Origin of the sequence: Lentzea sp. NPDC102401 (assembly GCF_044765805.1) — a bacterium.
GTDB lineage: Bacteria > Actinomycetota > Actinomycetes > Mycobacteriales > Pseudonocardiaceae > Lentzea > Lentzea sokolovensis.
The window spans coordinates 549,207-575,685 of record NZ_JBIWKS010000004.1 but is presented as its reverse complement, the minus strand read 5'-3'; the positions used below and the strand labels follow the sequence as shown (position 1 = coordinate 575,685).

The 26,479-nt window shown below is 68.7% G+C and carries 27 protein-coding genes; 17 read left to right on the top strand and 10 right to left on the bottom strand.

Annotation, left to right across the window (positions count from 1 at the left end; translation table 11 throughout):
* Positions 1 to 31: 31 nt before the first annotated feature.
* Both ACIRG5_RS17840 and ACIRG5_RS17835 read left to right on the top strand, forming a co-directional pair.
* The gene (locus ACIRG5_RS17840; RefSeq protein WP_402905820.1) at positions 32 to 1,171 is read left to right on the top strand and encodes an ABC transporter ATP-binding protein; all 1,140 of its coding nucleotides are present in this window, start codon (positions 32 to 34) and stop codon (positions 1,169 to 1,171) included.
* A complete protein-coding gene (locus ACIRG5_RS17835) occupies positions 1,164 to 2,297 on the top strand; it encodes a spermidine/putrescine ABC transporter substrate-binding protein (protein ID WP_402905818.1) in 1,134 nt (377 codons plus the stop codon). Before ACIRG5_RS17840 ends, ACIRG5_RS17835 begins: the two co-directional genes overlap by 8 nt.
* Here ACIRG5_RS17835 and ACIRG5_RS17830 read toward each other — a convergent pair.
* Together ACIRG5_RS17830 and ACIRG5_RS17825 are read right to left on the bottom strand one after the other, a co-directional pair.
* Complete coding sequence (locus ACIRG5_RS17830) at positions 2,284 to 3,396, bottom strand: cytochrome P450 (RefSeq protein ID WP_402905816.1); 1,113 nt, start codon at positions 3,394 to 3,396, stop codon at positions 2,284 to 2,286. The two genes, ACIRG5_RS17835 and ACIRG5_RS17830, sit on opposite strands and share 14 nt — an antisense overlap.
* Positions 3,371 to 3,910 (bottom strand): TetR/AcrR family transcriptional regulator, encoded by a 540-nt coding sequence (locus ACIRG5_RS17825; protein WP_402905814.1) that lies wholly within the window; start codon positions 3,908 to 3,910, stop codon positions 3,371 to 3,373. Before ACIRG5_RS17825 ends, ACIRG5_RS17830 begins: the two co-directional genes overlap by 26 nt.
* A gap of 114 nt (positions 3,911 to 4,024) precedes the next feature.
* Here ACIRG5_RS17825 and ACIRG5_RS17820 point away from each other — a divergent pair, with 114 nt between their 5' ends.
* The 4 genes from ACIRG5_RS17820 to ACIRG5_RS17805 all read left to right on the top strand — a co-directional run bounded on the left by ACIRG5_RS17820 (position 4,025) and on the right by ACIRG5_RS17805 (position 7,993).
* Positions 4,025 to 4,864, top strand: a complete 840-nt coding sequence (locus ACIRG5_RS17820; RefSeq protein WP_402905812.1) for an ABC transporter permease — start codon at positions 4,025 to 4,027, stop codon at positions 4,862 to 4,864.
* Positions 4,861 to 5,667, top strand: coding sequence for an ABC transporter permease (locus ACIRG5_RS17815; protein ID WP_402905810.1), 807 nt, complete (start codon positions 4,861 to 4,863; stop codon positions 5,665 to 5,667). The genes ACIRG5_RS17820 and ACIRG5_RS17815 overlap by 4 nt, the downstream gene beginning before the upstream one ends.
* A 74-nt stretch (positions 5,668 to 5,741) precedes the next feature.
* On the top strand, positions 5,742 to 7,346 hold the full coding sequence (locus tag ACIRG5_RS17810) for a sensor histidine kinase (RefSeq protein ID WP_402905808.1): 1,605 nt from the start codon (positions 5,742 to 5,744) through the stop codon (positions 7,344 to 7,346).
* Positions 7,343 to 7,993 (top strand): response regulator transcription factor, encoded by a 651-nt coding sequence (locus ACIRG5_RS17805; protein WP_030479625.1) that lies wholly within the window; start codon positions 7,343 to 7,345, stop codon positions 7,991 to 7,993. Before ACIRG5_RS17810 ends, ACIRG5_RS17805 begins: the two co-directional genes overlap by 4 nt.
* A 61-nt stretch (positions 7,994 to 8,054) precedes the next feature.
* On the opposite strand, the gene ACIRG5_RS17800 is transcribed toward ACIRG5_RS17805, so the two are convergent.
* Positions 8,055 to 8,321, bottom strand: coding sequence for a GlsB/YeaQ/YmgE family stress response membrane protein (locus tag ACIRG5_RS17800; RefSeq protein ID WP_402905806.1), 267 nt, complete (start codon positions 8,319 to 8,321; stop codon positions 8,055 to 8,057).
* 135 nt (positions 8,322 to 8,456) lie between these two features.
* Between ACIRG5_RS17800 and dxr the strand changes: the two genes are divergently transcribed.
* The 7 genes from dxr (at position 8,457) to map (ending at position 15,794) form a co-directional block, all read left to right on the top strand.
* Positions 8,457 to 9,587 (top strand): 1-deoxy-D-xylulose-5-phosphate reductoisomerase, encoded by a 1,131-nt coding sequence (gene dxr / locus ACIRG5_RS17795; protein WP_402905805.1) that lies wholly within the window; start codon positions 8,457 to 8,459, stop codon positions 9,585 to 9,587.
* A gap of 7 nt (positions 9,588 to 9,594) precedes the next feature.
* Positions 9,595 to 10,806, top strand: coding sequence for a M50 family metallopeptidase (locus tag ACIRG5_RS17790; protein WP_402905803.1), 1,212 nt, complete (start codon positions 9,595 to 9,597; stop codon positions 10,804 to 10,806).
* Between the two features lie 50 nt (positions 10,807 to 10,856).
* Complete coding sequence (gene ispG / locus ACIRG5_RS17785; protein WP_036016096.1) at positions 10,857 to 11,987, top strand: flavodoxin-dependent (E)-4-hydroxy-3-methylbut-2-enyl-diphosphate synthase; 1,131 nt, start codon at positions 10,857 to 10,859, stop codon at positions 11,985 to 11,987.
* A gap of 150 nt (positions 11,988 to 12,137) precedes the next feature.
* Positions 12,138 to 12,989: a GNAT family N-acetyltransferase gene (locus tag ACIRG5_RS17780; protein WP_330273144.1), complete on the top strand. Its 852-nt coding sequence runs from the start codon at positions 12,138 to 12,140 to the stop codon at positions 12,987 to 12,989.
* A gap of 18 nt (positions 12,990 to 13,007) precedes the next feature.
* Positions 13,008 to 14,798, top strand: a complete 1,791-nt coding sequence (locus tag ACIRG5_RS17775; RefSeq protein ID WP_402905801.1) for a penicillin-binding transpeptidase domain-containing protein — start codon at positions 13,008 to 13,010, stop codon at positions 14,796 to 14,798.
* Positions 14,798 to 14,926: a hypothetical protein gene (locus tag ACIRG5_RS17770; RefSeq protein ID WP_402905799.1), complete on the top strand. Its 129-nt coding sequence runs from the start codon at positions 14,798 to 14,800 to the stop codon at positions 14,924 to 14,926. The genes ACIRG5_RS17775 and ACIRG5_RS17770 overlap by 1 nt, the downstream gene beginning before the upstream one ends.
* Positions 14,927 to 14,936: 10 nt before the next feature.
* Entirely contained in the window at positions 14,937 to 15,794 is an 858-nt protein-coding gene (gene map, locus ACIRG5_RS17765) for a type I methionyl aminopeptidase (protein ID WP_402905797.1), read from the top strand.
* Here the strand turns inward: map and ACIRG5_RS17760 are convergent.
* Positions 15,781 to 16,461: a hypothetical protein gene (locus ACIRG5_RS17760; protein ID WP_402905795.1), complete on the bottom strand. Its 681-nt coding sequence runs from the start codon at positions 16,459 to 16,461 to the stop codon at positions 15,781 to 15,783. The two genes, map and ACIRG5_RS17760, sit on opposite strands and share 14 nt — an antisense overlap.
* A gap of 28 nt (positions 16,462 to 16,489) precedes the next feature.
* Between ACIRG5_RS17760 and ACIRG5_RS17755 the strand changes: the two genes are divergently transcribed.
* Positions 16,490 to 17,989 carry a cobyric acid synthase gene (locus ACIRG5_RS17755; RefSeq protein ID WP_402906202.1) on the top strand — a complete coding sequence of 500 codons (1,500 nt, stop codon included), beginning with the start codon at positions 16,490 to 16,492 and terminating at the stop codon, positions 17,987 to 17,989.
* On the opposite strand, the gene ACIRG5_RS17750 is transcribed toward ACIRG5_RS17755, so the two are convergent.
* Positions 17,913 to 18,806: an EamA family transporter gene (locus tag ACIRG5_RS17750; RefSeq protein ID WP_402905793.1), complete on the bottom strand. Its 894-nt coding sequence runs from the start codon at positions 18,804 to 18,806 to the stop codon at positions 17,913 to 17,915. The genes ACIRG5_RS17755 and ACIRG5_RS17750 overlap by 77 nt on opposite strands.
* A gap of 73 nt (positions 18,807 to 18,879) precedes the next feature.
* Here ACIRG5_RS17750 and ACIRG5_RS17745 point away from each other — a divergent pair, with 73 nt between their 5' ends.
* A complete protein-coding gene (locus ACIRG5_RS17745) occupies positions 18,880 to 19,770 on the top strand; it encodes a LysR family transcriptional regulator (RefSeq protein ID WP_402905791.1) in 891 nt (296 codons plus the stop codon).
* Here ACIRG5_RS17745 and ACIRG5_RS17740 read toward each other — a convergent pair.
* From ACIRG5_RS17740 to ACIRG5_RS17730, 3 genes are read right to left on the bottom strand one after another with little or no spacing between them, the layout of a single operon-like run.
* Positions 19,767 to 20,858 (bottom strand): winged helix DNA-binding domain-containing protein, encoded by a 1,092-nt coding sequence (locus tag ACIRG5_RS17740; RefSeq protein WP_402905789.1) that lies wholly within the window; start codon positions 20,856 to 20,858, stop codon positions 19,767 to 19,769. The two genes, ACIRG5_RS17745 and ACIRG5_RS17740, sit on opposite strands and share 4 nt — an antisense overlap.
* Entirely contained in the window at positions 20,855 to 21,958 is a 1,104-nt protein-coding gene (locus ACIRG5_RS17735; RefSeq protein WP_402905787.1) for an epoxide hydrolase family protein, read from the bottom strand. Before ACIRG5_RS17735 ends, ACIRG5_RS17740 begins: the two co-directional genes overlap by 4 nt.
* A 44-nt stretch (positions 21,959 to 22,002) precedes the next feature.
* Positions 22,003 to 22,674: a FadR/GntR family transcriptional regulator gene (locus tag ACIRG5_RS17730; RefSeq protein ID WP_319977510.1), complete on the bottom strand. Its 672-nt coding sequence runs from the start codon at positions 22,672 to 22,674 to the stop codon at positions 22,003 to 22,005.
* A 117-nt stretch (positions 22,675 to 22,791) separates the two neighbouring features.
* Between ACIRG5_RS17730 and ACIRG5_RS17725 the strand changes: the two genes are divergently transcribed.
* Positions 22,792 to 23,967: an MFS transporter gene (locus ACIRG5_RS17725; protein WP_402905785.1), complete on the top strand. Its 1,176-nt coding sequence runs from the start codon at positions 22,792 to 22,794 to the stop codon at positions 23,965 to 23,967.
* A gap of 60 nt (positions 23,968 to 24,027) precedes the next feature.
* Positions 24,028 to 24,432, top strand: coding sequence for a VOC family protein (locus ACIRG5_RS17720; protein ID WP_402905783.1), 405 nt, complete (start codon positions 24,028 to 24,030; stop codon positions 24,430 to 24,432).
* Here ACIRG5_RS17720 and ACIRG5_RS17715 read toward each other — a convergent pair.
* Complete coding sequence (locus ACIRG5_RS17715) at positions 24,429 to 24,842, bottom strand: hypothetical protein (protein WP_402905781.1); 414 nt, start codon at positions 24,840 to 24,842, stop codon at positions 24,429 to 24,431. The two genes, ACIRG5_RS17720 and ACIRG5_RS17715, sit on opposite strands and share 4 nt — an antisense overlap.
* Positions 24,843 to 24,905: 63 nt before the next feature.
* Positions 24,906 to 26,279, bottom strand: a complete 1,374-nt coding sequence (locus ACIRG5_RS17710; RefSeq protein ID WP_402905779.1) for a mycothione reductase — start codon at positions 26,277 to 26,279, stop codon at positions 24,906 to 24,908.
* Between the last annotated feature and the right edge of the window lie 200 nt (positions 26,280 to 26,479).

Sequence of the window (26,479 nt, the reverse complement as noted above, 5' to 3'; positions counted from 1 at the left end):
TACCCGTTCGATCTTGCGAAGGCGCCTCGACTTGACCGGCTTCTCTCCCGCCGAGGCCTCCGCCCCGGACACGTTCGCCCCCGTCGAGATCGGTCTCCACGGCGTGCGCAAGCGCTTCTCCGACCAGGTGGCGGTCGACGGCGTCTCGCTGAACGTCCACGAGGGCGAGTTCTTCTCGGTGCTCGGCCCGTCCGGCTGCGGCAAGACCACGGTCCTGCGCATGATCGCCGGTTTCGTCGACCCCGACGAGGGCCGCATCGAGCTCGACGGCAACGACATGGTGGGCGTCCCTCCGTACCGGCGGGACGTCAACACCGTCTTCCAGTCGTACGCCCTGTTCCCGCACATGTCGGTGTGGGACAACGTCGCCTACGGCCTCAAGCGCAAGAAGATCCGCGGCGACGAGCTGAAGAAACGCGTCGGCGAGCACCTCGAACTGGTGCGGTTGTCACAGTTCGCCCAGCGCAGGCCCACGCAGCTCTCCGGTGGTCAGCAGCAGCGCGTCGCCATCGCCCGTGCGCTCGCGGCCGGTCCGCGGCTGCTTCTGCTGGACGAACCGCTCGGCGCGCTCGACGCCAAGCTCCGCAAGGAGTTGCAGATCGAGCTGATGCGCATCCAGCGCGAGGTCGGCACGACGTTCCTCTACGTCACGCATGACCAGGAAGAGGCGCTGGTCCTCTCGCACCGCATCGCCGTCATGAATGCGGGCAGGATCGAGCAGGTCGGCTACCCGGAGGACGTCTACGAACGTCCCGCGACCCGGTTCGTCGCCGGGTTCATCGGCACGTCCAACATCCTGGACGGCGAGGTGTCCGGTGTGGACGGTGAGTTCGCCGCGCTGACGGCTCCCGGCGCCACTAACCTGCGCGCCAAGTTCTCCGGCAGCATCAGCCACGGCCAGAAGGTCGCCGCGACCGTGCGCCCGGAGAAGGTGCGCCTGTTCAACGAGACCGCCGAGCCGCCGACGGGCTGGTGCGTGCTCCAGGGCGTCGTTCAGGACGTCGTCTACACCGGCGTTTCCACGCAGTTCGTGGTCGACACCCCCGGTGGCGTGCTCACGGCGTTCGTGCAGAACGCTCAGCGCATCGACGACGCCGGCGCGCCCGGCCAGACGGTGCGGATGGCCTGGGACCCCGAGTTCACCGTGCTGCTGGAGCAGAAGGATGGCTGAGCACGTCCGGATCGCCCGGCTGTGGGACGTCGACAGCCCTCGGGTGACCCGCCGCACGATGCTGGGCTCGATGGCCTTCTTCGCGCTCGCCGCCTGCGCGGTCGGGCCCGCGCCCACGAACACCGGCGGTCCGAGCGCGGGCAAGGCCGTGAACCTGACCGACGAGCCCAAGCTCAACTTCTACAACTGGACCGACTACATCGGGCCGGAGACGTTGCCGGGCTTCACGGCCGTGAGCGGCATCGAGGTCACGTACGACAACTTCTCCACCAACGACGAGATGGAAGCCAAGATCGCGTCCGGCCAGGCGGGCTACGACCTGGTGGTGCCGAGCGACAACTTCCTGCGGCGCTTCCTGCGGTCCGGCCTGCTGCAGCCGCTGGATCACGACGCGATCGGCAACCTGCGCAACCTGGAACAGCGGTTCGTCGAGGCCGAGTACGACCCCGGGAACAGGTACTCCGTGCCGTGGGCCTGGGGCACAACGGGTCTGGCGTACTCGAAGTCGCAGATCGGCGGCGACGTCACCGGGTTCGACGCCTTCGACCTGCCGAACGCGCAGGGCCGCAGCTCGATCCTCGACGAGGCCCGCGACGGCATGGCGATCGGGCTCTTGAAACTCGGCCACGACCCGAACACCACGGACGCGAGGCAGATCGACGACGCGGCGAACTTCCTGCTGTCGTTGAAGAAGAAGCTCGGCCAGATCACCTCCGACGTGATCGAACCGCTGACCTCGGGCCAGGTGCGGCTCGCGCAGTCGTACTCCGGTGACGCGTTCCAGGCGCGTGCCGCCAACGACGACATCGGGTACGCCATCCCGACGGAGGGCGGACTGTCCTACGTGGACCTGCTCGTCATCCCGAAGGACGCGCCGCACGCCGCGAACGCGCACCGGTTCATCGACTACGTCCTCGGCGCGGAAGCGGGTGCGGCGCTGTCCAACGCAGTCCGGTACGGCAGCCCCAACGCCGCCGCGAAGCCGTTGATCGACAAGGAACTGCTGAACGACCCGGTGGTCTACCCGCCGGAGGACCAGCTGAGGAAGCTCCCGTTCACCAAGGACCTCGGCGGCGACGTCGAAGCGCTCTACGCCGACGCCTGGACGAAGGTCAAGACCGGCTGACCGGCATGCTCTTCATCCCGCGGATCACCACCGAGTCGCGGAACACCACCGGACCCGTCTGCCGCAGGTCCGGCATCCGGCGGGCCAGCGCGCGGAACGCCACCTCGCCCTCCATGCGCGCGAGCGTCGCGCCCAGGCAGTAGTGGATGCCGCTGGAGAACGCCAGGTGCTCGGGCTTGTGCACGCGCATCACGTCGAACTTGTGCGGCTCCGGGTAGACCTCCGGGTCGCGGTTGGCGGCGGCGATCAGCAGCGTCACGACCTCGTCCTTGCCGATCCGGTGGACCCGCTCGTGCGCGATCCGGCTGGTCATGTGCACCGGCGGCGCCCACCGCAACGTCTCCTCGACCACCGCGGACGCGAGTTCCGGGTTGGCCTTGAAGAGCTTCCACTGCGACGGGTGGTCGAGCAGCGCGCGCGTGCCGTTGCCGATCAGGTTCACCGTGGTCTCGAAGCCCGCGACCAGCAACAGCACCAGCGTGCCGAGCATCTCCTGCGCGGTGAGTCTCTGCTCGGCCTCGGCGGCGATCAGGGAGCTGATCACGTCGTCGCCGGGTGTCCTGCGGCGTTGCGCGATGAGCCGGTCGAACAGTTCGAGCACCTTGTCGTTGGCGTCGGTCATCTCCGCGGTGACGCCGGTGTCGATCGACGCGGCGACGAGCGCGCCGTAGTCGGCGAACTCGGCCGTGTCGGCGTCCGGGATGCCCAGCAGGTCGCTGATCACCGAGATCGGCAGCGGCGCCGCGAAGTCCCCGATCAGGTCGAACTCGTCGCGGTCGAGCAGCGCGTCGGCGACCTTCTCGACGCGCGCCCGGTACTCGGCGATCCTCTTCGGGCTGAACGCCGGCGTCGCGATCCTGCGCAACCGGGTGTGGTCCGGCGGGTCGAGCTCCAGGAACGACTCGGCCAGCAGGCCGCCGTTGGCAGGGGAACTCCCGTCGGCGAACCGGACGCCGAACCGCCGGTCGCGCAGGATCGTGCTGGCCACCGGGTGGCTCGTCGTGAACCAGAGGCCACCTTCACCGGTCAGCGGCCCGAGTGCGCGTATGCGTTCGTAGATCGGATGTGGGTCTTCATGTCCGGTCAGTCGCTCCAGCACTGCCTACCCCCTCGAACACCGTGGTCAGCACGAACCGGGGAGCGTCCAGCGGCGCGAGACGGCCGTCGCTGATCGCCTCCCAGGCGTTGAAGAGCCCGGCGTAGAGGGTGTGCAGGATCCACCACGCGGGCAGGTCGCGGCGCAGCCTGGTGCCCTGCAGCCGGGTGATCAGGTCGAGCACGGGCCGGTCCATCTCGCGGATGCGGGCCGCCAGTTCCTCGTCGCGGTCGAGGCCGGGGAAGCGGAGCAGGAACTCCACCCGCGGGCCGAGCGCGATCAGGCGCGTCATGAGGTCTTCCAGCGCGTCATCGCTGTCGAAGTCGACGTGGCACGCCACCGACTCGATCAGGTCCAGCGCGTCGCTCGCGACCGCGCGGACGAGTGCCGTCCGGGTGGGAAAGCGCTTGTGGAGTGTGGTCCTGCCGACACCGGCGGCCCGCGCGACCTCGCCCAGCGCCGCGGTCGGGTCCTTGAGCAGCACGGACGTCGCCGTCTGCAGCAGGTGAACACTCATGTTCACAACGGTACACGGATGTTCACTCGGCTTGGTGGTCGAAATCGGCGAAGCCCATTTCGACCACCAAACGAACTTCGGCTTCTAGGAGTGTCACTGGCAGGATGTGTGCTCGTGCTTCGACGCTGGCTGAAGGCCAACGCCCTCCTCGCCCCGACCGGGCTCTGGCTGGGGTTCTTCCTGATCGCGCCCCTCGTCGTGGTCGTCGAGTTCAGCTTCGCGACGCGCAACACGGGGATCGCCCGCGCGGTGCTGCCGTGGACGACACAGGCGTACCTGACGGCGCTGGACCCGGCGTTCCTGCCGATCTTCGGGCGGACCCTGCTGTACGCCGGCGCCACGACCGTCGCGTGTCTGCTGCTCGGCTTTCCGCTGGCGTGGTTCATCGCGCGGCACGGCGGCAGGTACCGCACGGCGTTGCTCGCGGCGGTGCTGATCCCGTTCTGGTCGAGCTACCTCGCGCGGATCTACGCGTGGAAGGCGCTGCTGGACGGCGAAGGGCTCGTGAACACCGTGCTCGGGTGGGTCGGGCTGGACCGTGACGGCGGTTTCCTGCTCACGCACGGAGCGGTGGTTCTCGGTCTGACGTACGGCTTTCTGCCGTTCATGGTGCTGCCCCTGTACGTGGCGTGCGAGCGGTTCGACGTCCGGTTGATGGAGGCGTCGTACGACCTCGGGCACGGGCGCGTGTCGACGTTCTTCCGCGTGGTGCTGCCGGGGGTGCTGAGCGGTGTGCTGGCCGGGTCGTTGCTGGTGCTGGTGCCCGCGGCCGGTGACTTCGTGACCCCGAAGCTGCTCGGCGGGGTTGAGCAGTCGACGTTCGGGTCGGTGATCGACGACCAGTTCCGCGGCGGCAACAACTGGCCGCTGGGCTCGGCGATGGCCGTGCTGCTGCTCGTGCTGGTGGTGTTCGTGCTCGTGTTGCGCGGACGGCGTGGGGAGGACGTGCTGTGAACCGTCGTCCGTGGGCGCTCGGCGCTGTCGTGGCCCTGGTCTTCCTGTTCTTGTACGCACCGATCGCGTGGCTCGCCATCGCGTCGTTCAACTCATCGCGCTCGTTGTCGCGGATCAGCGGGTTCTCGTTGCAGTGGTACGCGGAACTGCTCGACGACACGCGCGTCTTCGCGTCGTTGCAGCTGACCCTGCAACTGGCGCTGGCGTCGGCGGCGATCTCGACGGTGATCGGGACGCTGGCGGCGTTCGGACTGCGGCGCGCGTTTCCCGGCCGCGGACTCTGGACGGTGTTGCTGTCACTGCCTTTGGTGGTGCCCGAGGTCGTCATGGGCGTGGCGATGCTGGGGTTCTTCGTGCGGCTCGCCGGGATTCCACTCGGGTTCGGCGCGCTGTTGTTCGCGCACGTGGCGTTCTCGCTGAGCTTCGTGGTCGTGGTGGTGCGGTCGCGGGTGTCCGGAATGGACGTTCGGATGGAGGAGGCCGCGGCCGACCTCGGGGCGTCGCCGTTGGAGGCCTTCCGGACCGTGACGCTGCCGCTGGTGGCGCCCGCGGTGGTGGCGGGTGCGGCGTTCGCGTTCCTGCTGTCGTTCGACGACGTGGTGATCTCGTCGTACCTGACCGGGGTCGGGTCGACGACGTTGCCGGTGTTCGTCTACGCGCAGGCGTCCAAGCGGGGGATCTCGCCGGAGATCGTGGCGCTGTCGACGTTGATGGTGACCGCGACGGCGCTCCTTCTGGTCATCGGCGTGGTGATCGCGTCGTGGCGGGCGCGCAAGGCGGGGGCAGCCGCTCGGCTGGTGTGAGCGTCAACTTTCGTCGTGTGAATTCGATACTCCAGCGTGCCGCGCGGACGTGGGACGTCTCGTAGCTTGAGAGCGTGATTACTGCTGTGCGGACCAGGGCCGAGGCGTTCCGCGCCGACACCCTGGCCCGGTTCCGGGCGCTGACGCCGGTGCGGCTCATCGGCGACCTGCTCGTCGTGGTCGGCGCGATCCTGCTGGACGTGTGGCCGGGACCGTGGGCCGAGGCGAAGGCGACGGGCTGGACGATCGTCGCGTACGCCGCCGTCTACGTCGTGCTGCTGCCGTTGCGGCATCTGTTCCCGGCGACGGCCATGATCGCGGGTGCGGCGATCCCGTTCCTCGGACCGGCGATCATGGTGGTGCTGAGTTACACGGCCGGCCGCCGGCTCGAGTCGTGGATCAAGGCGGTCGTGTCGACCGCGCTCACGTTCATCGTCGTCGTGCTGCTGTGGGACTGGGACTCACGGCCGCTCGACATCGAACCCGTCTACGGGATGCTGATCCTGATCACGATCTTCGGCGTGGGAGTGGCGCTGCCGTTCCTCGTCGGGCGGTACCTGGCGCAACGCGAGGCGCTGGTGCAGGCCATGCAGGAGCGCGAGGCGCGCATGCGCGGCGAGCACAAGATGCTGTCGCGGCAGGTCCGCCTGCGGGAACGCAGCCGCATCGCCCAGGACATGCACGACAGCCTCGGTCACCGGCTGTCGCTGATCTCCGTGCACGCCGGCGCGCTGGCGCTCGACCCGTCGCTGGGGGACAAACAGCGCGAGGCGATCGGGGTGCTGCGCTCGGCCGCGTTGACCGGCATGGGGGAGCTGCGGTCGATCATCGGCGTGCTGCGGGCCGAGGACGGTCCCGACGACGACCCCGCCACACGGACCGCGGAGTCCATCGACTCGTTGGTGAGCGACGCGCGCAAGGCCGGTGTTCTGGTCAGTCTGGTGCGTGGTGGACAGGCACACCCGTTGCCGTCACGTGTCTCTCACGCCGCCTATCGCGTGGCGCAGGAAGGCCTGACCAACGCCGCCAAGCACGCGCCGGGCGCCGCGGTGCAGGTGACGGTGAAGTACGAGCCGGACGCCCTGGTCGTGGAGGTGCGGAACAACCCGTCGCGCAACGGGTCGCCGGTCCAGGAGCCGGGCGTCGGCCTGATCGGCCTCACCGAACGCGTCCGTGTGGCAGGCGGAATCCTGCACGTCGGCGCGCTGCCGTCCGGTGGCTTCCGGATCGCCGCCGTGCTGCCGTACGAGGAGACGCCGCTTCCCGACGAGCCGGAGGACGAGCAGGACGAGACCGAATCGCCGCGCGGCATCCGCAAGTGGGCGGGCGTCGGCTCGATCGCGGGCGCGTCCCTGGTGCTGACGACCATCATCGGCGGCTTCTCCTACCTCGGCGCCCAGCCGGTGACCGAGGTCGTGTCGCAGGAGAACCTCGACCGGATCCAGGAGGGCCAGTCCGAGGCGGACGTGCTCGCGCTGCTCCCGGCCGGGGACGAACCACTGGTGGCGGACGGCGAACGCAAGTCCCAGGCCAGCCCGGAACCGCCAGGCGCGCGCTGCGTCTACCACATCACCGACGAGCAGTCGTACCTCGCGAAGGGCACCCGAGTGGTGCGTTTCTGCTTCCGAGACGGCAAGCTGGTCGAGAAGAAGATCCACGTGCAGAGGACAGGTCAATGATCCGGGTGCTCATCGCCGACGACGAGCCGCTGATGCGCGCCGGCATCAAGGCCATCCTCGGCACCGCCGACGACATCGAGCTCGTGGCGGAGGCCGGCGACGGCCGGGAGGCGCTGCAGATCGTCCGCGAGCGCCGAGTCGACGTGGCCGTGCTCGACATTCGCATGCCGCGCATGGACGGCCTCGCGTGCGCCAAGGAACTGCGCGTCGTCGCACCGTCTGTGCGCGTCGTCATGCTGACGACCTTCGGCGAGGACGACAACATCGTGCGCGCGCTGTCCGACGGTGCCGCCGGCTTCCTGCTGAAGGACTCCGCACCCGAGGAACTGCTTCGAGCCGTGCGCGCCGTCAACAACGGCGAGGCGTACCTCTCGCCGATGGTCACCTCACGCGTCGTCGGCATGGTGGCGACGTCCGGCCAGCCGAAGCGGCAGGAGGCGCAGAAGGCCGTCGAGGGACTGACCGACCGCGAGGTCGAGGTGCTGGCGCTGCTCGGGCAGGGCATGTCGAACGCCGACGTCGGCGCGAAGCTGCACATGTCCGAGGCGACGGTGAAGACGTACGTGTCGCGGCTGCTCGCCAAGCTGGGGCTCACGAACCGGGTGCAGGCGGCGTTGCTGGCGCGGGACGCGGGCATCGCCACCTGACCTACCACAAAACGAAAAGGCCGTTCGGGTGTCACCCGAACGGCCTCAAACGTCTGCGCGGCTAAGCGTGACTGCGCCTACCCGTCACCAGGCGGTAGATGCCCAGCAGGATCAACGATCCGACGATGGCCAGCAGCCAGGTCTTGATCTCGAAGAACGAGCCGAGGTCGGTCCCGAAGAGCGCGGATCCGATGAATCCGCCGAGAATCGCACCCACGATGCCGATCAGCATCGTGATGATGAAACCACCGGGGTCGTTACCAGGCATGATTGCCTTGGCAATGGCGCCTGCCAGCAGACCGAGCACGATCCATCCGAGGATGCCCACGGAGAGTCTCCTTCCAACGACTTGACGCCGATGGAATGCCCTCGAACTGGCGACTTCACACCTCCCAGACCACTTCGTTATCAAAGTAACGGGCTGTGCCGGGCTCTCAGGCACTCTCCGGAACAATGAGGAGCGATGAGTACTCCACGCACTGTCCTGATCCTGGGCTCGACCGGCTCTGTCGGCACCCAGGCGCTCGACGTCATCCGGCGCAACCGCGACCGCTTCAAGGTCGTCGGGCTCGGCGCGGGTGGACGTCAGCTCGACCTGCTCAAGGAGCAGGCAGCAGAGTTCGACGTGAAGACAGTCGCCGTGGCCAACGGCACTGAGGTGCCCGGTGTCAGGACGCTGACCAGCATGGTCGACCTGATCGAGGCTTGTCCCGCGGACGTGGTCCTCAACGGCATGGACGGGTCCAGGGGGCTCGAGCCGTCGCTCAAGGCGCTCGAGACCGGGGCCGTGCTCGCGCTCGCGAACAAGGAGTCGCTCATCGCGGGCGGAGCGCTCGTGCTGAAGGCGGCCAAGCCCGACCAGATCGTGCCGGTCGACTCCGAGCACTCGGCGCTCGCGCAGTGCCTTCGCGGTGGCACCCACGACGAGGTGCACAAGCTGGTGCTCACGGCGTCCGGCGGGCCGTTTCGCGGGAAGACGCGCCAGGAACTCGAGGCCATCACCGTGCAGCAGGCGATGGCGCACCCCACCTGGTCGATGGGCCAGGTCGTCACGATCAACTCGGCGAACCTGGTCAACAAGGGCCTGGAGCTGATCGAGGCGCATCTGCTGTTCGGGGTCCCCTACGACCGCGTCGACGTCGTGGTGCACCCTCAGTCCATCATCCACTCCATGGTCACCTTCACGGACGGCTCGACGCTCGCGCAGGCGTCGCCTCCGGACATGCGGCTGCCGATCTCGCTGGGGCTGGGGTGGCCGGAGCGCGTCGCGGGTGCCGCGGCCGCCTGTACCTTTGACACCGCCACCTCGTGGACGTTCGAACCCCTGGACAGCGTGACGTTCCCGGCGGTCGAGCTCGCGCGGCAGGCAGGCACCACCGGTGGTTGCCTGCCTGCGATCTACAACGCCGCGAACGAGGAGGCACTCGCCTCCTTCGTCGCCGGCGACACGTCGTTCCTGTCGATCGTGGACACCATCGGCCAGGTTCTCGGCGAGGCGAATGACTGGCAGAAGGACCCCGCGGACGTCGCGGAGGTCCTGGCCGCCGAGGACTGGGCACGCGCACGTGCCCGCGAGCTGGTTGGAAGGAACTGAACTTTCCGTGAACACATTCATCAACATCCTCGGGGTGCTGCTGTTCGCGACCGGCATCGCGGTGTCCATCGCGCTGCACGAGTTCGGGCACCTGCTGACCGCGAAGGCCTTCGGCATGAAGGTCACCCGCTACTTCATCGGCTTCGGCCCGAAGCTCTTCTCGTTCCGCAAGGGTGAGACCGAGTACGGCCTGAAGGCGATCCCGGCCGGCGGCTTCTGCGAGATCACCGGCATGACGGCGCTCGACGAGGTGCACCCGGACGACCGCAAGCGCGCCTTCTACAACCAGAAGGTGTGGAAGCGCGTCGTCGTGCTGTCCGCCGGCTCGATCACGCACTTCATCCTCGGCTTCGTCATCCTGCTGATCCTCGCGATGTCGCTGGGCCTGCCGAACAACAAGGACCTGCCGGTCCTCGCCGAGATCACGCCGTGCGTGCAGAACCACACCGTGGGCCTCACCGCGCCGTGCCAGGCCGGCGCCCCGGCCCCGGCCAAGGACGCGGGCCTGCAGCCCGGCGACGAGGTCACGTCCATCGCGGGCAAGCCGATCTCGACGTGGTCCGAGATGCTCACGATCACCCGCGAACTGAGCGGGCCGACCGAGTTCAAGGTCCTGCGCGACGGCAAGGAACTGGCGCTCACGGTGAACGTGCCGAAGGTCACCCGCGAGGTGACGGACGGCAAGGGCGGCCGTGAGGTCAAGGAGGTCGGCGCCATCGGCGTCACCTGGCAGCAGAACTTCGAGTACAGCCCGCTCGCGGCGGTCCCGGCGTCCCTGGCGTTCACCGGCGACATGTTCGTGAACACCTGGAAGGGCCTCATGCGCTTCCCGGAGCGCATCCCGGCCGTGGTCAAGGCCATCGGCGGCGGCGAGCGCGACCTCGACACCCCGATCTCCGTCGTGGGCGCGTCGCGCCTCGGCGGTGACGCCGCGGAGCGAGGCCTGTGGGCGTTCTTCATCCTCATGCTGGCGGGCCTGAACTTCTTCGTCGGTGTGTTCAACCTCCTGCCGTTGCTCCCCCTTGACGGTGGTCACATCGCCGTCAACCTCTACGAACGGGTGCGAGACTGGTTGAGGAAGCTGCGCGGGAAGCCCGCCGGCGCCCCGGTCAACTACATGCGCCTGTTGCCGCTCACCTACGTGGTCATCTTCCTCGGCGGCGCCATCACGCTGCTGACCGTGACCGCCGACATCGTCAACCCGATCAGGTTGCAATAAGTGATCCACGGAAAGGTGCACAACCCATGAGTGACGGCGTGATGCTCGGAATGCCGGCACTGCCGCCGCCGGTGCTGTCGGAACGTCGCAAGACCAGGCAGCTGATGGTCGGCAACGTCGGTGTCGGCAGCGAGTTCCCCGTCTCAGTCCAGTCCATGACGACCACGTTGACGTCCGACGTCAACGCGACTCTGCAGCAGATCGCGGAGCTGACGGCGTCTGGCTGCGACATCGTGCGCGTCGCCTGCCCGTCGCAGGACGACGCCGACGCTCTGCCCGCGATCGCCAGGAAGTCCCAGATCCCGGTGATCGCCGACATCCACTTCCAGCCGAAGTACGTCTTCGCCGCCATCGAGGCTGGTTGTGCCGCTGTCCGGGTCAACCCGGGCAACATCCGCAAGTTCGACGACCAGGTGAAGGAGATCGCGGCCGCCGCCAAGGACCACGGCACCCCGATCCGGATCGGCGTCAACGCCGGTTCGCTCGACCCCCGCCTGCTCAAGAAGTACGGCAAGGCCACGCCGGAGGCGCTGGCCGAGTCGGCGATGTGGGAGGCGTCCCTCTTCGCCGAGCACGACTTCCACGACATCAAGATCTCCGTCAAGCACAACGACCCCGTCGTCATGGTGCGCGCGTACGAACTGCTGGCCGAGCAGTGCGACTACCCGCTGCACCTGGGCGTCACGGAGGCCGGTCCGGCCTTCCAGGGGACCATCAAGTCGGCCGTCGCGTTCGGCGCGCTGCTGCGCCAGGGCATCGGCGACACCATCCGGGTGTCGCTGTCCGCCCCGCCGGTCGAGGAGATCAAGGTCGGTCACCAGATCCTGCAGTCGCTCAACCTGCGGCCGCGCAAGCTGGAGATCGTCTCCTGCCCGTCCTGCGGTCGCGCGCAGGTGGACGTGTACACGCTCGCAGAGCAGGTCACGGCCGGTCTGGAGGGCATGGAGGTGCCGCTGCGCGTCGCGGTCATGGGCTGCGTCGTGAACGGCCCCGGTGAGGCCCGCGAGGCCGACCTGGGCGTCGCTTCCGGCAACGGCAAGGGCCAGATCTTCGTCAAGGGCAAGGTCATCAAGACCGTGCCCGAGCACGCGATCGTGGAGACCCTCATCGAGGAGGCCATGCGCCTCGCCGAGGAGATGGAACCGGTCGAGGGCGGGACTCCAGCCGTCACCGTCGGCTGAAAACCGGCACGCGGGGACCTTTCGTTCGGTACGACCGAACGAAAGGTCCCCGCGTGCGTTCAGCGGCGAGGCGGGCCTTCACCGTGTGTGGGGTACTGGCGCACTGTTGGCTGATGCCACACACGCCGTTCATCTGGCACGCTAGATGACGTGCTGAGGCTGGCCGGAGCGCGCGTGCTCGACGAACGCGACCTGATCGATGTGCGCGGGGTCTTCGACAACGACCCCGTAGCCGCCTGCATGGTCGCGGCCAGGGTGGAAGTGGCCGGCCTCGACCCGTGGCGTCTGGGCGGCGAGATGTGGGGCTCGGACTCGCGGCCACTGCGCGGCCGGGTCGACGGCCTGTGCTTCTCCGGGCCGAACCTGATCCCGCTCAAGGGCAGCGCGTCGGCGATGCGCATGTTCGCGGACCGCGCCCGCCGCCGGGGCCGCATGTGCTCCAGCCTGGTGGGTCCGGCCGAGCAGGTCCTGACGCTCTGGGACGAGCTGCAGCCCGACTGGGGCCCCGCCCGCGAGGTGCGCGGCGACCAGCCGTTGATGGCCATCTCGTCGAGCCCGAAGATCACCCCGGACCCGCTGGTGCGCCAGGTCCGTCCCAGCGAGATCGGCCGCTACCTGCCGGCCGCGATCTCCATGTTCATCGAAGAGGTCGGCATCGACCCGTGCGCAGAGGACGGCGGAGCCGGCTATCGGGCCCGTGTGTCGGAACTCATCGCCGCGGGCCGGGCGTTCGCGCGGTTCGAGCACGGCGAGGTCGTGTTCAAGGCCGAGATCGGCGCCATGTCGTCCCGCGTCGGCCAGATCCAGGGAGTCTGGGTGCGTCCGGACCGCCGGGGCGAGGGCATCGGCACGGCCGGAACGGCGGCGGTGGCCGACCGGCTCACCAGGGTCCTCAACCGCACGGCCAGCCTCTACGTCAACGGCTACAACCACGTGGCCCAGGCCGCCTACCGCCGAATCGGTTTCGAACAAGTCGGGCAATACGCCACTGTCCTCTTCTGAACGGGCATACTCGCGCGAGTGCGACTTCTCGCGACGATCACGGTGGTGCTGGTGACGGTGAGCGGCTGTGGGCTGTTCAAGTCGGAACCGGGGGCCCCGGAGATCACCAACGACTTCCTGGCGAAGCTCGCGTCCGGTGACGTGCAGGGTGCCGCAGGGATGACCGACAACCCGAACGACGCCAAGGAGACCCTGGACAAGTTCCGGGGAGCGCTCAAACCGGAAGGCCTGAGCAGCAAGGTCGACCAGATCCGCAAGAACGGCGAGCTGGCGTCGGAGGCGTCCGTCACGCTCGACTGGAACCTCGGCAAGAACCGCCACTGGACGTACTCGACCAAGTTCGACGTGCGCCAGGAAGGCGACACGTGGAAGGTGCACTGGGCGTCATCGGTGGCGCACCCGAAGCTCGCCCCGCAGCAGTCCGTCAAGCTCGCCGAGCTCACTCCGGACCCGGCGCCGGTGCTCGACCGCGACGGCACGCCGTTGCTCGCACCGGAACGCGTCGTCTCGGTGATGCTCGTCGCGAAGGAGGCCGGTGACGTCGCCGCCGTCTCCAAGTCCCTCGCCGACGCGCTGAACCCGCTCGACAAGGCCATCACCCAGCAGACGATCACCGACGGCGTGGCGAAGACCCCCGAGGGCCAGGCCTACCAGGTGGCGGCGCTGCGCGACCCGGACTACCAGTCCGTGAAGCCGCTGATCTACGAACTGCCCGGCGTGCGGTTCAGCTCGCAGACGTCGTTGCTGGCACCGAGCCGCAACTTCGGCACCCAGGTGCTGCCCGCCGTGCGCAAGCTCGTCGAGAACGACATCGCCGGCAACGCGGGCTTCCGGATCAGCACTGTCGACGCGCAGGGCACCGAGGTCGAGGAACTGCACTCCAAGGCCCCCGAGCCCGCCAAGGCCGTGACCATCGCGCTGTCACGGGCGATCCAGGCCGCCGCCGAGGACGCCGTCGAGCCGGTCACGCAGCCCGCGATCCTGGTGGCCATCCAGCCGTCGACCGGCGACATCCTGGCCGTCGCGCAGAACGACCCGGCCGACGCCCAGGGCGCCCTCGCGCTGACGGGCCGCTTCCCGCCGGGCTCCACGATGAAGGCGGTCTCCGCGCTGGCAGTGCTCCAGTCCGGCAAGGTCAACGCCGACACCCCGGTGCCGTGCCCCGGCAAGACGACCATCGACGGCCGGCGGATCGTGCCGAACTCCAGCGAGTTCGACAAGGGCACGATCCCGCTGCACTCGGCGTTCGCGTTCTCCTGCAACACCACGTTCGCGACGCTCGCCGTCGACATGACGCCGGAGCTGCTGCCGAACGCCGCCCTGTCGCTCGGCCTCGGCGTCGACTTCGACATCGCGGGCCTCACCACGATCACCGGTTCCGTCCCGCCCGCGACCGACGTCGTGGAGCGGGCCGAGGACGCGTTCGGCCAGGGCAAGGTGCTCTCGTCGCCGTTCGGCATGGCGCTGGTCGGGGCGTCCATCGCGAAGGGCTCGATGCCGGTGCCGCAACTGGTGCGCGGCAAGGAGACCAAAGCGGACAAACAGCCCGCCGCGCCGCCCATCGCCGCGCTCGACCCGGTGCGCGCGATGATGCGGGAGGTCATCGAGTCGGGCACTGCGCCGCAACTCAAGCCGTACGGGGACGTGCGCGGCAAGACTGGTACCGCGCAGTTCGGTGACGGCGTGCACTCACACGGGTGGTTCATGGGCTACCGAGGAGATCTCGCGTTCGCGACCTTGGTGCTCAGCGGAGAGACTTCGACTCCAGCCGTGGACGTGGCGGCGAGGTTCCTCAAGGCGGTGCCGTGATGAGCAAGACCAGAGATCTGACCATGCGTGAACGCCTGCTCCGGGCGGGCATCCTGCTGCCAGCGCCGCGGGTGCCGGAGCCGCGGGCGGAGGACCAGGTTCGGGGCAGTACGCGACTGGGCGGCTAATCTGGAACGCATGCCTGTTCGTGCCCCTCTGCAGCCTGGTGTGCAATCTCCGCGGCGTCAGGTGCCTTCGCGCATCGTGCGTCCCGAGTACGTCGACAAGCCCGCGCCGCAGCGCGGCACCGACCCGTGGGTCCAGACGCCGGAGATCATCGAGGCCATGCGGATCGCCGGGCGCCTCGCCGCCCAGGCGCTGCAGGAGGCCGGCAAGGTCGTGGTGCCGGGCGTGACGACGGACGAGATCGACGCCGTGGCGCACGAGTTCCTGTGCGACAACGGCGCGTATCCGTCGACGCTGGGCTACCGCGGCTTCCCGAAGTCGTGCTGCACCTCGCTCAACGAGGTCATTTGCCACGGCATCCCGGACACGACGGTCGTCGAGGACGGCGACATCGTGAACATCGACGTCACCGCGTTCATCGGTGGCGTGCACGGCGACACGAACGCCACGTTCCTCGCGGGCAACGTCTCCGAGGAGGCCAAGCTCCTCGTCGAACGCACGCACGAGGCGACGATGCGCGCCATCAAGGCCGTGAAGCCCGGCCGTGAGCTCAACGTCGTCGGCCGCGTCATCGAGGCGTACGCGAACCGGTTCAACTACGGCGTCGTGCGCGACTTCACCGGACACGGCATCGGCCGCACGTTCCACAGCGGGCTCGTGGTCCTGCACTACGACGAGCCGTCGGTGAAGACCGTGCTGGAGCCCGGCATGACGTTCACGATCGAGCCGATGATCACCCTCGGCGACTACGAGGGCGAGATGTGGGACGACGGCTGGACCGTCACCACGAAGGACAAGAGCTGGACCGCTCAGTTCGAGCACACGATCGTCGTGACCGAGACCGGCTCGGAGATCCTCACAGTGTGCTGATCACTGCCTTCAGCGCGGCCGCGACAGCCGACGGCGACGTCGCGGCCGCCAGGTGGTGCGACTCCAGACGCTCCACGGGCCAGCCGAGTTCGGTGGCCTCGGCCGCCGCGGCGTCGTAGGCCGAAGACAGCTGCACGTACCCGCACGCCCCGGACCACTCGACGCTCGGGCGCGTCTCCTTCAGGAACTCCCACGGCACCTCGGGCGCCTCGTCGCGCATCTCCTCGCGCAGGCCGGCGGGCACGAGCTTCAGCGGGTCCGAGTCGAACCAGCGGTCCCAGCGCGGCAGCTTGCCGTCCCGCACGGACGCCTTGACCTTGTTCACGAGGGCGGGATCGACGGTCTCGCGCCACGACCTGCCCGGCGTCGGCAGGTCGGAGTCGAGGAACACGAGGCCCGCCACCTCCACTTCGAGGGCGTCGGCGAAGCACGGCAGCAACGGGCCCGCGCCGCTGTGGCCCACGAGCACCAGCGGGCCGCCGACGCCGGAGTCCTCCAGGGCGTCGGAGAAGGCGCCGATCAGCCGCTGGTGCACCGGTGCCTCGTTGATCGTCATCTGCAGGTCGGTCAGCAGGACGGCCACCCCGTCGGAGGCCAGTTCGTCGGCGAGCGGGCGCATGCTCGACGGGCCGAGGAACGGGCTGTGCATGAGCACGACGGTGAGCATGGGGGTGATGATGGCAGCATTGGCGTCCATGCGGGGCGCGATGTTGATCTGTGGGACGACCTCGGACGCGGGCAAGAGCGTCCTGGTGGCCGGTCTGTGCCGCTTTCTGGCACGCCAGGGCGTTGACGTCGTGCCGTTCAAGGCCCAGAACATGTCGAACAACTCGTTCGTCACACTCGACGGTGGCGAGATCGGGCGGGCTCAGGCGGTGCAGGCGCGGGCGGCGTTCAAGGAGCCGAGCGTCAGGTTCAACCCGGTGCTGCTGAAGCCGGGCAGCGACCGCACGTCCCAGGTCGTCGTGCTCGGTCAGGCGGTCGGTGAGGTCTCCGCGCTGAGCTACCGCGAACGCAAACAGCAGCTGCTCGGCACCGTCCTGTCCACATTGGACGGGCTGCGGCGGGACCACGAGGTCGTCATCTGCGAGGGTGCGGGCTCGCCGGCCGAGATCAACCTGCGCCCCAACGACATCGCGAACATGGGACTGGCCGTCAACGCGAACCTGCCGGTGCTCGTCGTCGGCGACATCGACCGCGGCGGTGTGTTCGCGCACCTCTTCGGCACGGTCGCGGTGCTGGACGCGGCGGACCAGGCGTTGATCTCCGGCTTCGTCGTCAACAAGTTCCGGGGCGACGCGCGACTGCTCGAACCGGGTCTGCACCAGCTCAAAGCGCTGACCGGACGGCCGGTGCTCGGCGTGCTGCCGTGGCGCGAGGAACTGTGGCTCGACGCCGAGGATTCGTTGTCCTACAACGCGGACGGCGTGATCGGCAGGCCGCAGCCTCCGGTGAAGGACTGGCTGCGGGTCGCCGTGATCCGGTTGCCGCGCATCTCGAACGCCACCGACGTCGAGGCACTGGCCTGCGAGCCCGGCGTGTCCGTGCGGTTCGTGACGGAGCCGTCGAGGCTGGCCGACGCGGACCTGGTCGTGCTGCCGGGTTCCAAGGCCACGGTCTCCGACCTCGCGTGGCTGCGGGAAACCGGCCTGGCGCAAGCGATCCAGCGGTTCGACGGTCCGGTTCTCGGCATCTGCGGCGGCTTCCAGATGCTGTCGAAGCACATCGAGGACGACGTGGAGTCCAAGAACGGCACGGTCGACGGACTCGGCCTGCTCGACGTCGACATCCGCTTCCAGCCGCGCAAGACCCTCGCCACGCCGTCGGGCACCGCGTGGGACGAACCCGTCACCGGCTACGAGATCCACCACGGGCAGGTCGTCCGCAGCACCGAGGAGCCGTTGATCGGAACGGAAGGCGCCCAGACCGAAAGGATCATCGGCACCCACTGGCACGGCCTGCTGGAGAACGACGCGTTCCGCCGGAGGTTCCTGCGCTGGGCGGCCGAGCGCGCGGGCCGCGACTTCGAACCGGGTGACGTGAGCTTCCAGGCCGCCCGCGAGGCCCAGCTGGACCTGCTGGGCGACCTGGTCGCCGATCACCTCGACACGTTGGCCGTCATCGACCTGCTGGAACGAGGGGCCCCGGCAGGACTTCCGTTCGTGCCGCCCGGCGCCCCAGCAGCAGCGGAATAGCCAGTCCGGCCAGCACCAGGCCACCGGCCGCCGCCTGCAGTCCGCTCAGGTCCTCGCCGAGGAACGCCCACGCCGAGAGCATCCCGAACACCGGCACCAGCAACGAGAACGGCGCCACGACGGACGACTCGTACTGGCGCAGCAGGAATCCCCAGATGCCGAAGCCGAGCAACGTCGAGATCCACGCGACGTACCCGACGGCGGCCGCCCCGCTCCAGTCCAGGCGGCCGAGCGCGCTCATGTCCTCGGTCAGTGCCGACAGCGCGAACAACGGCAGCACCGCCACCGCGCTCACCCACACCATGAACCGCAACGTGTCCGCGGGCCGCGCGTATCGCATCAGCACGTTCGACACGCCCCAGCAGGCTGCCGCCGCGATGATCAGCGCGAACCCGAGCAGCGGTGACGAGAGGCCGTAGTCCCAGGCGATCACCCCGATGCCCGCGACGGCCAGGGCGATGCCGGTGATCTGCACGGGCTTCGGCCGTTCGCGCAGCACGATCGCCGCGAACACGGTCGTGAAGATCACCTGGCTCTGCAGCACCAGGCTCGACAACCCGGACGGCATGCCGGCTTTGAGACCGATGAACAGGAAGCTGAACTTCGCGACGCCCAGCACCAGCCCGACCGCGATGATCCAGCGCCACGGCACCGACGGCCTGCCGACGAAGAAGAGCGCGGGCACCGCCGCCGCGAGGAACCTCAGCGCGGAGAACAGGATCGGCGGGAACTCGTCCAGGCCGACCTTGAGCACGACGAAGTTGAAGCCCCAGATGGCGGCGACCAGCACGGCGAGCAGGAGGTGACGGGGACTCATGGATCCAAGCTTGCGCCCGCTAACTATTTAGCACCAGTTCCGCTTTCTAAGCTGATGGGTTTAGCATTGCTACATGCTCGATCTGGGAAGGTTGAAGGCGCTGCACGCCATCGCCGTGCACGGCACGGTCGGCGCCGCCGCGGACGTGCTCGGCTACACGCCGTCCGCCGTCTCGCAGCAGATCGCGAAACTCGAACGCGAAACCCGCACCACGCTGCTGGAACGCAACGGCCGTGGCGTCCGCCTGACCGACGCCGCCCGCCTGCTCGCCGACACCGCCGCCCAGGTCCTCAAGCTGGTCGAGGAGGCGGAGGTGGCGCTGGAGGAACAGCGCGGCGCCGCGATCGGCCGCCTGTGCATCGGCGCCTTCGCCACGGCCTCGCGCGGCCTGCTGCCCGACGTGCTGGTGAGCCTGGCCGAGCAGCACCCCGCCCTGGACGTGCGGCTCACGGAGATCGACCCGCCCTACGCCACCGAGGCCGTCGCCCGCGGCGAGCTCGACCTGGCGATCGTGCACGACTGGGCGAACACGCCACTTCCGGTGCCGGAGTCGCTGTCCCGCGTCTTCATCGGGGACGACGTCGCCGAGGTGCTGATCCCGGACGCGAACCCGTTGTCGCGCAAGGAGTTCCTCGAACCCGTCGACCTCGCCGGCGAGCGGTGGATCTGCCAGACCGAGGGGTCGATCTGCTTCGACTGGCTGGAGCGGACGTTCCACGGCGCGGGCATCGAACCCGTGGTGGCGTACCGGATCAGCGAGTACCGGACGCAGATGGCCCTGCTGGCCAAGGGGATCGGTGTCGCGCTGATCCCGCGGCTCGGCAGGGAGGAGGTGCCGGACGGCGTCACGGCCGTGCCGTTGCGGCCCACGCCCACGAGGCGGCTGCACGCGGTGTGGCGGACCCAGGCCTCGCGCAGGCCCGCCATCACCGCGACTCTCGACGTGATCAGGCAGGTGGTCTAGGGAGTCAGGATCACGTGCGGTTTCTTGGGGGACATCACCTTCAACACCGCCTTGGCCTCGCGGATGACGCCGGCCATGTCCTTCTTCGTGGTCTTGAAGTACGGCTCGATCGTCAACGTCGCCGCGTCCTTGTTCTCCACCACGTTCCAGGTGCCGCGCAGGAACCCGTCCACGAGGAACGTCGGCGGGAACACGCCGTTGCGCACCGCGCCCCACCGCGACCGCGCGTCCTCGCTCATGATCCGTTTCCGGTCGGCGTGACCCAGCAACACGTTGTCGAACGCGGGCAGCAGCCGTGCGGGTGCCGGCACGTCCTCGGACACGATCACGCCGTCCGGCACGTCGAGCAGCACCTTGCCGTCCTCGTTCTTGTACTCCACCAGGTCGAGGTCCGCCGCGTGCGCCTTGAGCCCGATCAACCGCGACCAGGCCTGCATGTCCGCGAGCGTCGCCGGTCCGAACGCCCGCAGGTACCGTTTGATCAGCTCCGGCACGGCGGCCTCGGACGGCAGCTCCCGCCCGAGCCATGAGGCCATCGCGACGTTCTGCGGAACGCCGCCCACGCCCCAGATCCCGCGTGGCGGTACCTGGATCATCGGCACCAGCATCTGCGCCTGCGTGGACATCTCGCGCGCCTTGGCCCCGGGGAAGTGCTCCTCCAGGTGCGCGCCGATCTCCGCGACCGTGCGCGGTTCGGCGTCGATGTACTCGCGCGTGATGCGGGCCAGCTTGTCGAGGTCGATCTCGACGCGGGTGGCGGGCGGCATCACGATCTTCGCCCACTTGTTGAGCTCCGGCTGCAACGCCGTGCGCATCAGGTACACGTCGTTGGCCGAGATCAGGTGCAACGTGCCGCGCCACAACGTCATCCGCACCAGCGAGCGGTCGATGATGAGCTTGCTCAGTGCGTCGACCTTGTACGGCTTGAGCCGCGTCCAGAGCGCGAGGTACGGCGGAATCGGCGCCTGGGCCTGGAGTCCGCCGAGATGTTCGACGGCCTCGACGATCGGCATGGACGTCCGCTCCAGCAGCATCTGCCGCGCGAGCAGCGTGCGGTTGAGGGTGCGGTTCGAGAGTGTTGTGCTCACAGCGAATCGAAGAACTTCCTGATGTCTTGGACCAGCAGGTCCGGCTCCTCCATCGCGGCGAAGTGGCCGCCGCGGTCGAACTCCGTCCAGTGCACGATCGACGGGATCATCTTCTCCGCCAGCGACCGCACCGGCAGGCTCAGGTCGTGCGGGAAGACCGCGACACCGGTAGGCACGGTCGAAGGCTGCTGCTGACCCCAGGTCGCCGACTGCTCCTTGTACAGCGCCGCCGACGAGCCCGCCGTGCCGGTGAACCAGTAGATCGACACGTTGGTCAGCATCTGGTCGCGGTCCACCGCGTCCTCGGGTGCGCCGTCGTTGTCCGTCCAGTCGTGGAACTTCTCCGCGATCCACGCGAGCTGCCCGACAGCCGAGTCCGTCAGCGCGTAGGAGAGCGTGCGCGGCCGGCTGCGTTGCAGGTGCATGTAGCCGGAGAGCTCCTTCTGGTAGTGGTCGAGCGACTCCAGTGACCGCAGCTCCTCGTCCGACAGGTCGTTCACGCCCTGCGGCCGGAACGTCTGCAGCATGTTCACGTGCACGCCGATGACCTGCTCGGGGAACACCCGGCCGATCTCCTGCGCGATGCCGGAACCCCAGTCGCCTCCCTGAGTGCCGTAGCGGTCGTACCCCAGGCCCTCCATCAGCTTCGCGAACGCCCACGCGACGCGCAGGACGTTCCAGCCGGGCTTGCGGACCGTGCCCGAGAAGCCGAAGCCGGGGATCGACGGGATGACGAGGTGGAAGTCCTCGGACAGCGGCCCGATCACGTTCAGGAACTCGACGAACGAGCCAGGCCAGCCGTGGATCAGCAGCAACGGCGTCGCGTCCGGGTTCTTCGAGCGGACGTGCAGGAAGTGGATGCGCTGCCCGCTGATCTCGGTCGTGAACTGCGGGAAGGAGTTGAGCCGCTCTTCCTGCGCGCGCCAGTCGAACCCGTCACGCCAGTACTCGGCCAGCGGGCGCAGGTAGCTCAGCGGGATGCCGTAGGACCAGCCGACACCGGGCAGGTCCTCCTCGGGCCACCGCACGGTGTTCAGGCGCGAGCGGAGGTCGTCGACGTCGGTCTGCGGGATCTCGATGCGGAACGGCGTGATCTCCATGGCCCCCACGCTATGAGCTCATGCGGACAGCCTTTGTCCGCGTTTCAGCAGAACTTCTCGATCAGCTCCTCGAAGAAACCGCCTGCCTCGATCGCCGCCTTCTCCTGGTCACCGTCCCGGACCGCGTGCAGCAGCCCGGTGTGCGACACCTGGTCGGTACCAGGCTGGCTGGTGTCGACAGAGGCCGCCACCGAAGCTTTGACGGCCTCGGTCAAGCCCTGGTAGAGCTCGGCTAGAAGCGCGTTGTGCGAGCACTGCACGAGCAGCACGTGGAACGCGGTGTCGTGCTCGATCACCTCGGCCCACTGCTCGGCCTCCATCGCCGTGTCGCGCTTCTGCAGCAACTCGGTGAGGCGCGCCAGCTCGGCGTCCGTGCGGTGCTTCGCGGCCAAGCGCGCGCCCTCCATCTCGAGGGTGCGGCGGACCTGGAGCACCTCCTTCAGCTCCGTCCCGCACATGCGGCGGACCGCACCGGAGAGCTCGCTGGTCGCGCGGACGAACGTGCCGTCGCCCTGCCGCACCTCCAGCAGTCCGGCGTGGGAAAGCGCGCGCACGGCCTCTCTGACCGTGTTCCGGCCCACCCCGAGCGCGGTGACCAGCTCGGGTTCGGGCGGGATGCGCTGCCCGACGGGCCATTCACCAGTCGTGATCGCGCTGCGCATCTGCTCGATCACCTGGTCGACGAGGCCCGCCCGTCGGGTAGTGGCCAACGGCACAGCGTCATCCTTTCATCCGAACATCCTACGTCTGCGATAGTGGTGCCCGTGACGATGAAGCAGACGACTCTTGCCGCACAGACTGCCACCGATCCAGGTCGCAGGGTGACGGTCGTCATGAATCGTCACGTTCCGCTGGTCGGGTCCGCGTTGCTCGCGATCGGGGTCGCCCTCGCTGCCGCGAATCTCCGCCCTGCGGTGACCAGTCTGGCCTCGGTGCTCGGTGATGTCCGCGCCGCCCTTGGGGTTTCGGCCGCTTGGACCAGTGCGCTGACGGCCGTTCCGGCGCTTTGTTTCGGCTTCGCGGCCTTCGCGGCCCCCTGGCTGGGTCGCCGCCTCGGCATGGCTCGTGCGATCGGACTGTCATTGGGGGTGCTCACGCTCGGCCTGGTGCTGCGCGTGATCGACGGTCCGTGGGTCGTGCTGGGCGGCACCTTCATCGCGTGCGCGGGCATCGCGGTGTCCAACGTGCTGATCCCGGTGGTGGTGAAGGCGTCCTTCCCGGACAAGGTCGGCCTGATCACCGGCGTGTACACGGGAGCGCTCGCCGCTGGTGCGGCTGTGGCCGCGGCGCTGACTCCCCGGCTGGAGGACTGGCTCGGCTCCTGGCGGCCGGCCGTCGGCGCGTGGGCGTTGTTGTCGGCCGGTGCGGTGGTCGTGTGGTTCGCCGCGGCACGGCACGGTGAGGCGGCTTCGGTGGTGCGGTCGGTTGCCCCGGTCGAGAAGCGGTCGTTGCTGCGCAGCCCGCTGGCGTGGGTGATCACGGTGTTCTTCGGCCTGCAGTCGTTGTTCGCCTACACCGTCATGGGCTGGCTGCCCGCGATGCTGGTCGACTCCGGCGTCGACCGGAACACCGCCGGCATGCTGCTCGCCGGCTCGATGCTGCTGAGCGTTCCTGTGAGCCTGTTCGTGCCGCCGATCGCCGCCCGGTTCTCCAGCCAGGCGCCGGTGGTGCTGGCGCTGGGAGTGCTGTCGTCCGCCGGGATTCTGGGCATGCTGGTGGCGCCCGCCGCCGCGCCCGGACTCTGGGTGGTGCTGATCGGGTTCGGCATGGGCATGTTCCCGCTGGCGCTGCTGATCATGTCGCTGCGCACGAAGTCCACTTCGGACACAGCCAGGCTGTCGGCCATGGCGCAGAGCATCGGCTACCTGATCGCGGCCTCCGGGCCGTTCGCGTTCGGTGTGCTGCGTGAGGCCACCGGCACCTGGACCGTGTCGTTGACGCTGCAGCTGGTGCTGCTGGCCGCACTGACCGTGCTGGGCATGATCGCCGGGCGTCCCAGGTACGTCTAGCCAGCCAGTCGGTCAGGAATCGAGAAGCGGCGCGTTCTCGCTGGTCCTAGCGTTACGGCCATGGACATCAGCATTCACACCACGTTCCTCCCGCACACCGATCCCGACGCCTCGCTCGCGTTCTACCGCGACCTGCTCGGCTGGGAGGTCCGCGCCGACGTCGGCCAGGGCACGATGCGGTGGATCACGGTCGCGCCCGTCGGCTCCGGCTCTGCCGTGGTGCTGGAACCGCCGGCCATGGCCGACGGGTTGACGGACGTTCAGCGCACCGCGATCAACGAGATGATCGAGAACGGCTCGTACGGGTTCATCAACCTGTCCACGCCCGATCTCGAAGGCGCGTTCGACAAGCTTCAGGCCGGTGGCGCGGACGTCGTGCAGGAGCCCGCCGACCAGCCGTGGGGCGTGCGCAACTGCGTCTTCCGCGACCCGGCGGGCAACACCGTCCGGATCCAGCAGGCCTAGTTGGAGACGAACCCGCGGTGCAGCACCGTGAGCTGGTCGGCGAGGTAACGAGCCCATGCCTTCGCCCGGTCCCAGTCCGGTGCGTCGCCGCCGAAGCTGATCGGCCCGTGGGCGTTGAGCTTCCGGGCCATGCGCATGACGTCGTTCGGTGCCGGGGCAGTGCCGCGGTGGAACAGCCACACGGGCGTGTGTTTGAGGGAAACCTTGTGCCGCCGCACGAACCGATGCGCATCGCGGGTGGCGGCGTCACCCAGAATCACGGCACCGAACCCGTACAGCGTTTCGGCCGCGGTGACCGGGAGCACGATGACTCTCAGCCCGCAGCCCGCGAGTTCGGTGCCGATGATCTGGGCGATCTCGTCGGTGGCGGCGACTTCAGAGGTGTAGGCGACGAGGACTTTGTCTGTCATCGCTGCATCCTGGTCGGAGATCGCCGTTCGCGGCAGCGGCAGAAGTCCTGTCGTTCAAGGACTTCAGTCCAGCGGCAGGTTCAGCAACGCGTTCTCGACCAGTTCCGGCATCGCCGGATGGATCCAGTACTGGCCCTGTGCCATGGACTTGGCGTCCAGACCGAAGCTCATCGCCTGGATCAGCGGCTGGATCACCGTCGACGCCTGCGGGCCGATGATGTGTGCGCCGAGGAGTTGCCCGGTGGCCGGGTCCGCGATCAGCTTCGCGAATCCGGTCGTGTCCTCCATCGCCCAGCCGTACGCGATGGACGCGTAGGCCTGGCTCGCGGTGACGTACCGGATGCCCTTTTCCTTGGCCTGTTCCTCGGTGAGGCCGACGCTCGCGATCTGCGGGCTGGAGAACACGGCGGCCGGCACGAAGCGGTGGTCGCTCCTGATCTGGTCGTCCGGGTGCTGCAGGTTGTGCCGGACCACCTTGGCCTCGTGGTTCGCGACGTGCTTGAGCTGGTAGTCCGAGCTGATGTCGCCCAGGGCGTAGATGTGCGGCTGGGACGTCTTCTGGTACTCGTCCACCTTCACGCGTCCGTCCGCGTGCGTGTCGAGGCCGGCGTTCTGGACCTGGAGCAGGTCGCTGTTGGGCTGCCTGCCCGTGGCGATGAGGAGCTGTTGTGCCTCAACGGTTTCCTCGCCGTTGGGGCCTTCCAGGTGGAGCTTCACACCGGTGGGCGTCTTCTCGGCGCGGGTGGTCTTGCGGTTGAGCAGGACGTTCCACTTCTGCTTCGCGATGTCCGTGAAGCGGGTGGCGATCTCCAGGTCCTCGTGGCGGAGGAGCAGGTTCGAGCGGGCGATCAGCGTGACCTCGACGCCGAAGCTGCTGAACACGTGCGCGAACTCCGACGCGATGAAGCCGCTGCCCACGATGACCAGGCTCTCGGGGAGCTCGTCGAGGCGCATGATCGTGTCGCTGGTGTGGAAGCCCGTGGTGTCCAGGTCCGCGATGTCCGGGATCGTGGGGCGGCTGCCCGCTGCCACGACGACCCGGTCGGCGGTGATGGTCTCGCCGGTACCCGTGTCGATCGTGTTCGCGTCGATGAAGTGTGCGGTGCCTTCGTAGACCGTGACGTTCGCGTTCTCGTTGGCGCGCCAGTTCCGGCCGCCTTCGGCGATCGGGTCGATCCTGTTGAAGATGCGGTCGCGGATTTCTGGCCAGTGGACCGCGTCCAGCGTGGCGTCGACGCCCAGCTTTTTGGCGTTGGCCGGGGCTGCGGCCTGGTCTGCGGTGTGGACGAACATTTTTGTGGGGATGCAGCCCACGTTCAGGCAGGTGCCACCGAAGGTCCCCTTTTCCAGGATGGCGATCTGCCAGCCTGCCATGGCTTCCGTCGGGATGCTGTTGCCGGAGCCGGTGCCGATGATGACCAGGTCGAAGTGCCTCACGTGTGGATCCAACCATTTCCGGGTGAGGGGTGTTCCCCGGTCGGGGGTTACGTGGGGCTTACGGGTCGGGGGGGGGGGGGGGGGGGGGGCCCCCCCCCCCCCCCCCCCCGGGGGGGGGGGGGGGGGGGGGGGGTGGTGTGGGCCCGCCCCCGGGGGGGGGGGGGGGGGGGGGGCGTGCCCCCCCCCCCCGCGGGGGCCGG

What these genes read in the sequence shown, in the direction of transcription:
- ACIRG5_RS17835 (WP_402905818.1), top strand. Translation starts at nt 1,164, where the DNA reads ATGGCTGAGCACGTCCGGATCGCCCGGCTGTGGGACGTCGACAGCCCT.
- ACIRG5_RS17825 (WP_402905814.1), bottom strand. Translation starts at nt 3,910, where the DNA reads ATGAGTGTTCACCTGCTGCAGACGGCGACGTCCGTGCTGCTCAAGGAC.
- ACIRG5_RS17805 (WP_030479625.1), top strand. Translation starts at nt 7,343, where the DNA reads ATGATCCGGGTGCTCATCGCCGACGACGAGCCGCTGATGCGCGCCGGC.
- dxr (WP_402905805.1), top strand. Translation starts at nt 8,457, where the DNA reads ATGAGTACTCCACGCACTGTCCTGATCCTGGGCTCGACCGGCTCTGTC.
- ispG (WP_036016096.1), top strand. Translation starts at nt 10,857, where the DNA reads ATGCCGGCACTGCCGCCGCCGGTGCTGTCGGAACGTCGCAAGACCAGG.
- ACIRG5_RS17770 (WP_402905799.1), top strand. Translation starts at nt 14,798, where the DNA reads ATGAGCAAGACCAGAGATCTGACCATGCGTGAACGCCTGCTCCGGGCG.
- map (WP_402905797.1), top strand. Translation starts at nt 14,937, where the DNA reads ATGCCTGTTCGTGCCCCTCTGCAGCCTGGTGTGCAATCTCCGCGGCGT.
- ACIRG5_RS17760 (WP_402905795.1), bottom strand. Translation starts at nt 16,461, where the DNA reads ATGCTCACCGTCGTGCTCATGCACAGCCCGTTCCTCGGCCCGTCGAGC.
- ACIRG5_RS17755 (WP_402906202.1), top strand. Translation starts at nt 16,490, where the DNA reads ATGCGGGGCGCGATGTTGATCTGTGGGACGACCTCGGACGCGGGCAAG.
- ACIRG5_RS17750 (WP_402905793.1), bottom strand. Translation starts at nt 18,806, where the DNA reads ATGAGTCCCCGTCACCTCCTGCTCGCCGTGCTGGTCGCCGCCATCTGG.
- ACIRG5_RS17745 (WP_402905791.1), top strand. Translation starts at nt 18,880, where the DNA reads ATGCTCGATCTGGGAAGGTTGAAGGCGCTGCACGCCATCGCCGTGCAC.
- ACIRG5_RS17735 (WP_402905787.1), bottom strand. Translation starts at nt 21,958, where the DNA reads ATGGAGATCACGCCGTTCCGCATCGAGATCCCGCAGACCGACGTCGAC.
- ACIRG5_RS17725 (WP_402905785.1), top strand. Translation starts at nt 22,792, where the DNA reads ATGAATCGTCACGTTCCGCTGGTCGGGTCCGCGTTGCTCGCGATCGGG.
- ACIRG5_RS17720 (WP_402905783.1), top strand. Translation starts at nt 24,028, where the DNA reads ATGGACATCAGCATTCACACCACGTTCCTCCCGCACACCGATCCCGAC.
- ACIRG5_RS17715 (WP_402905781.1), bottom strand. Translation starts at nt 24,842, where the DNA reads ATGACAGACAAAGTCCTCGTCGCCTACACCTCTGAAGTCGCCGCCACC.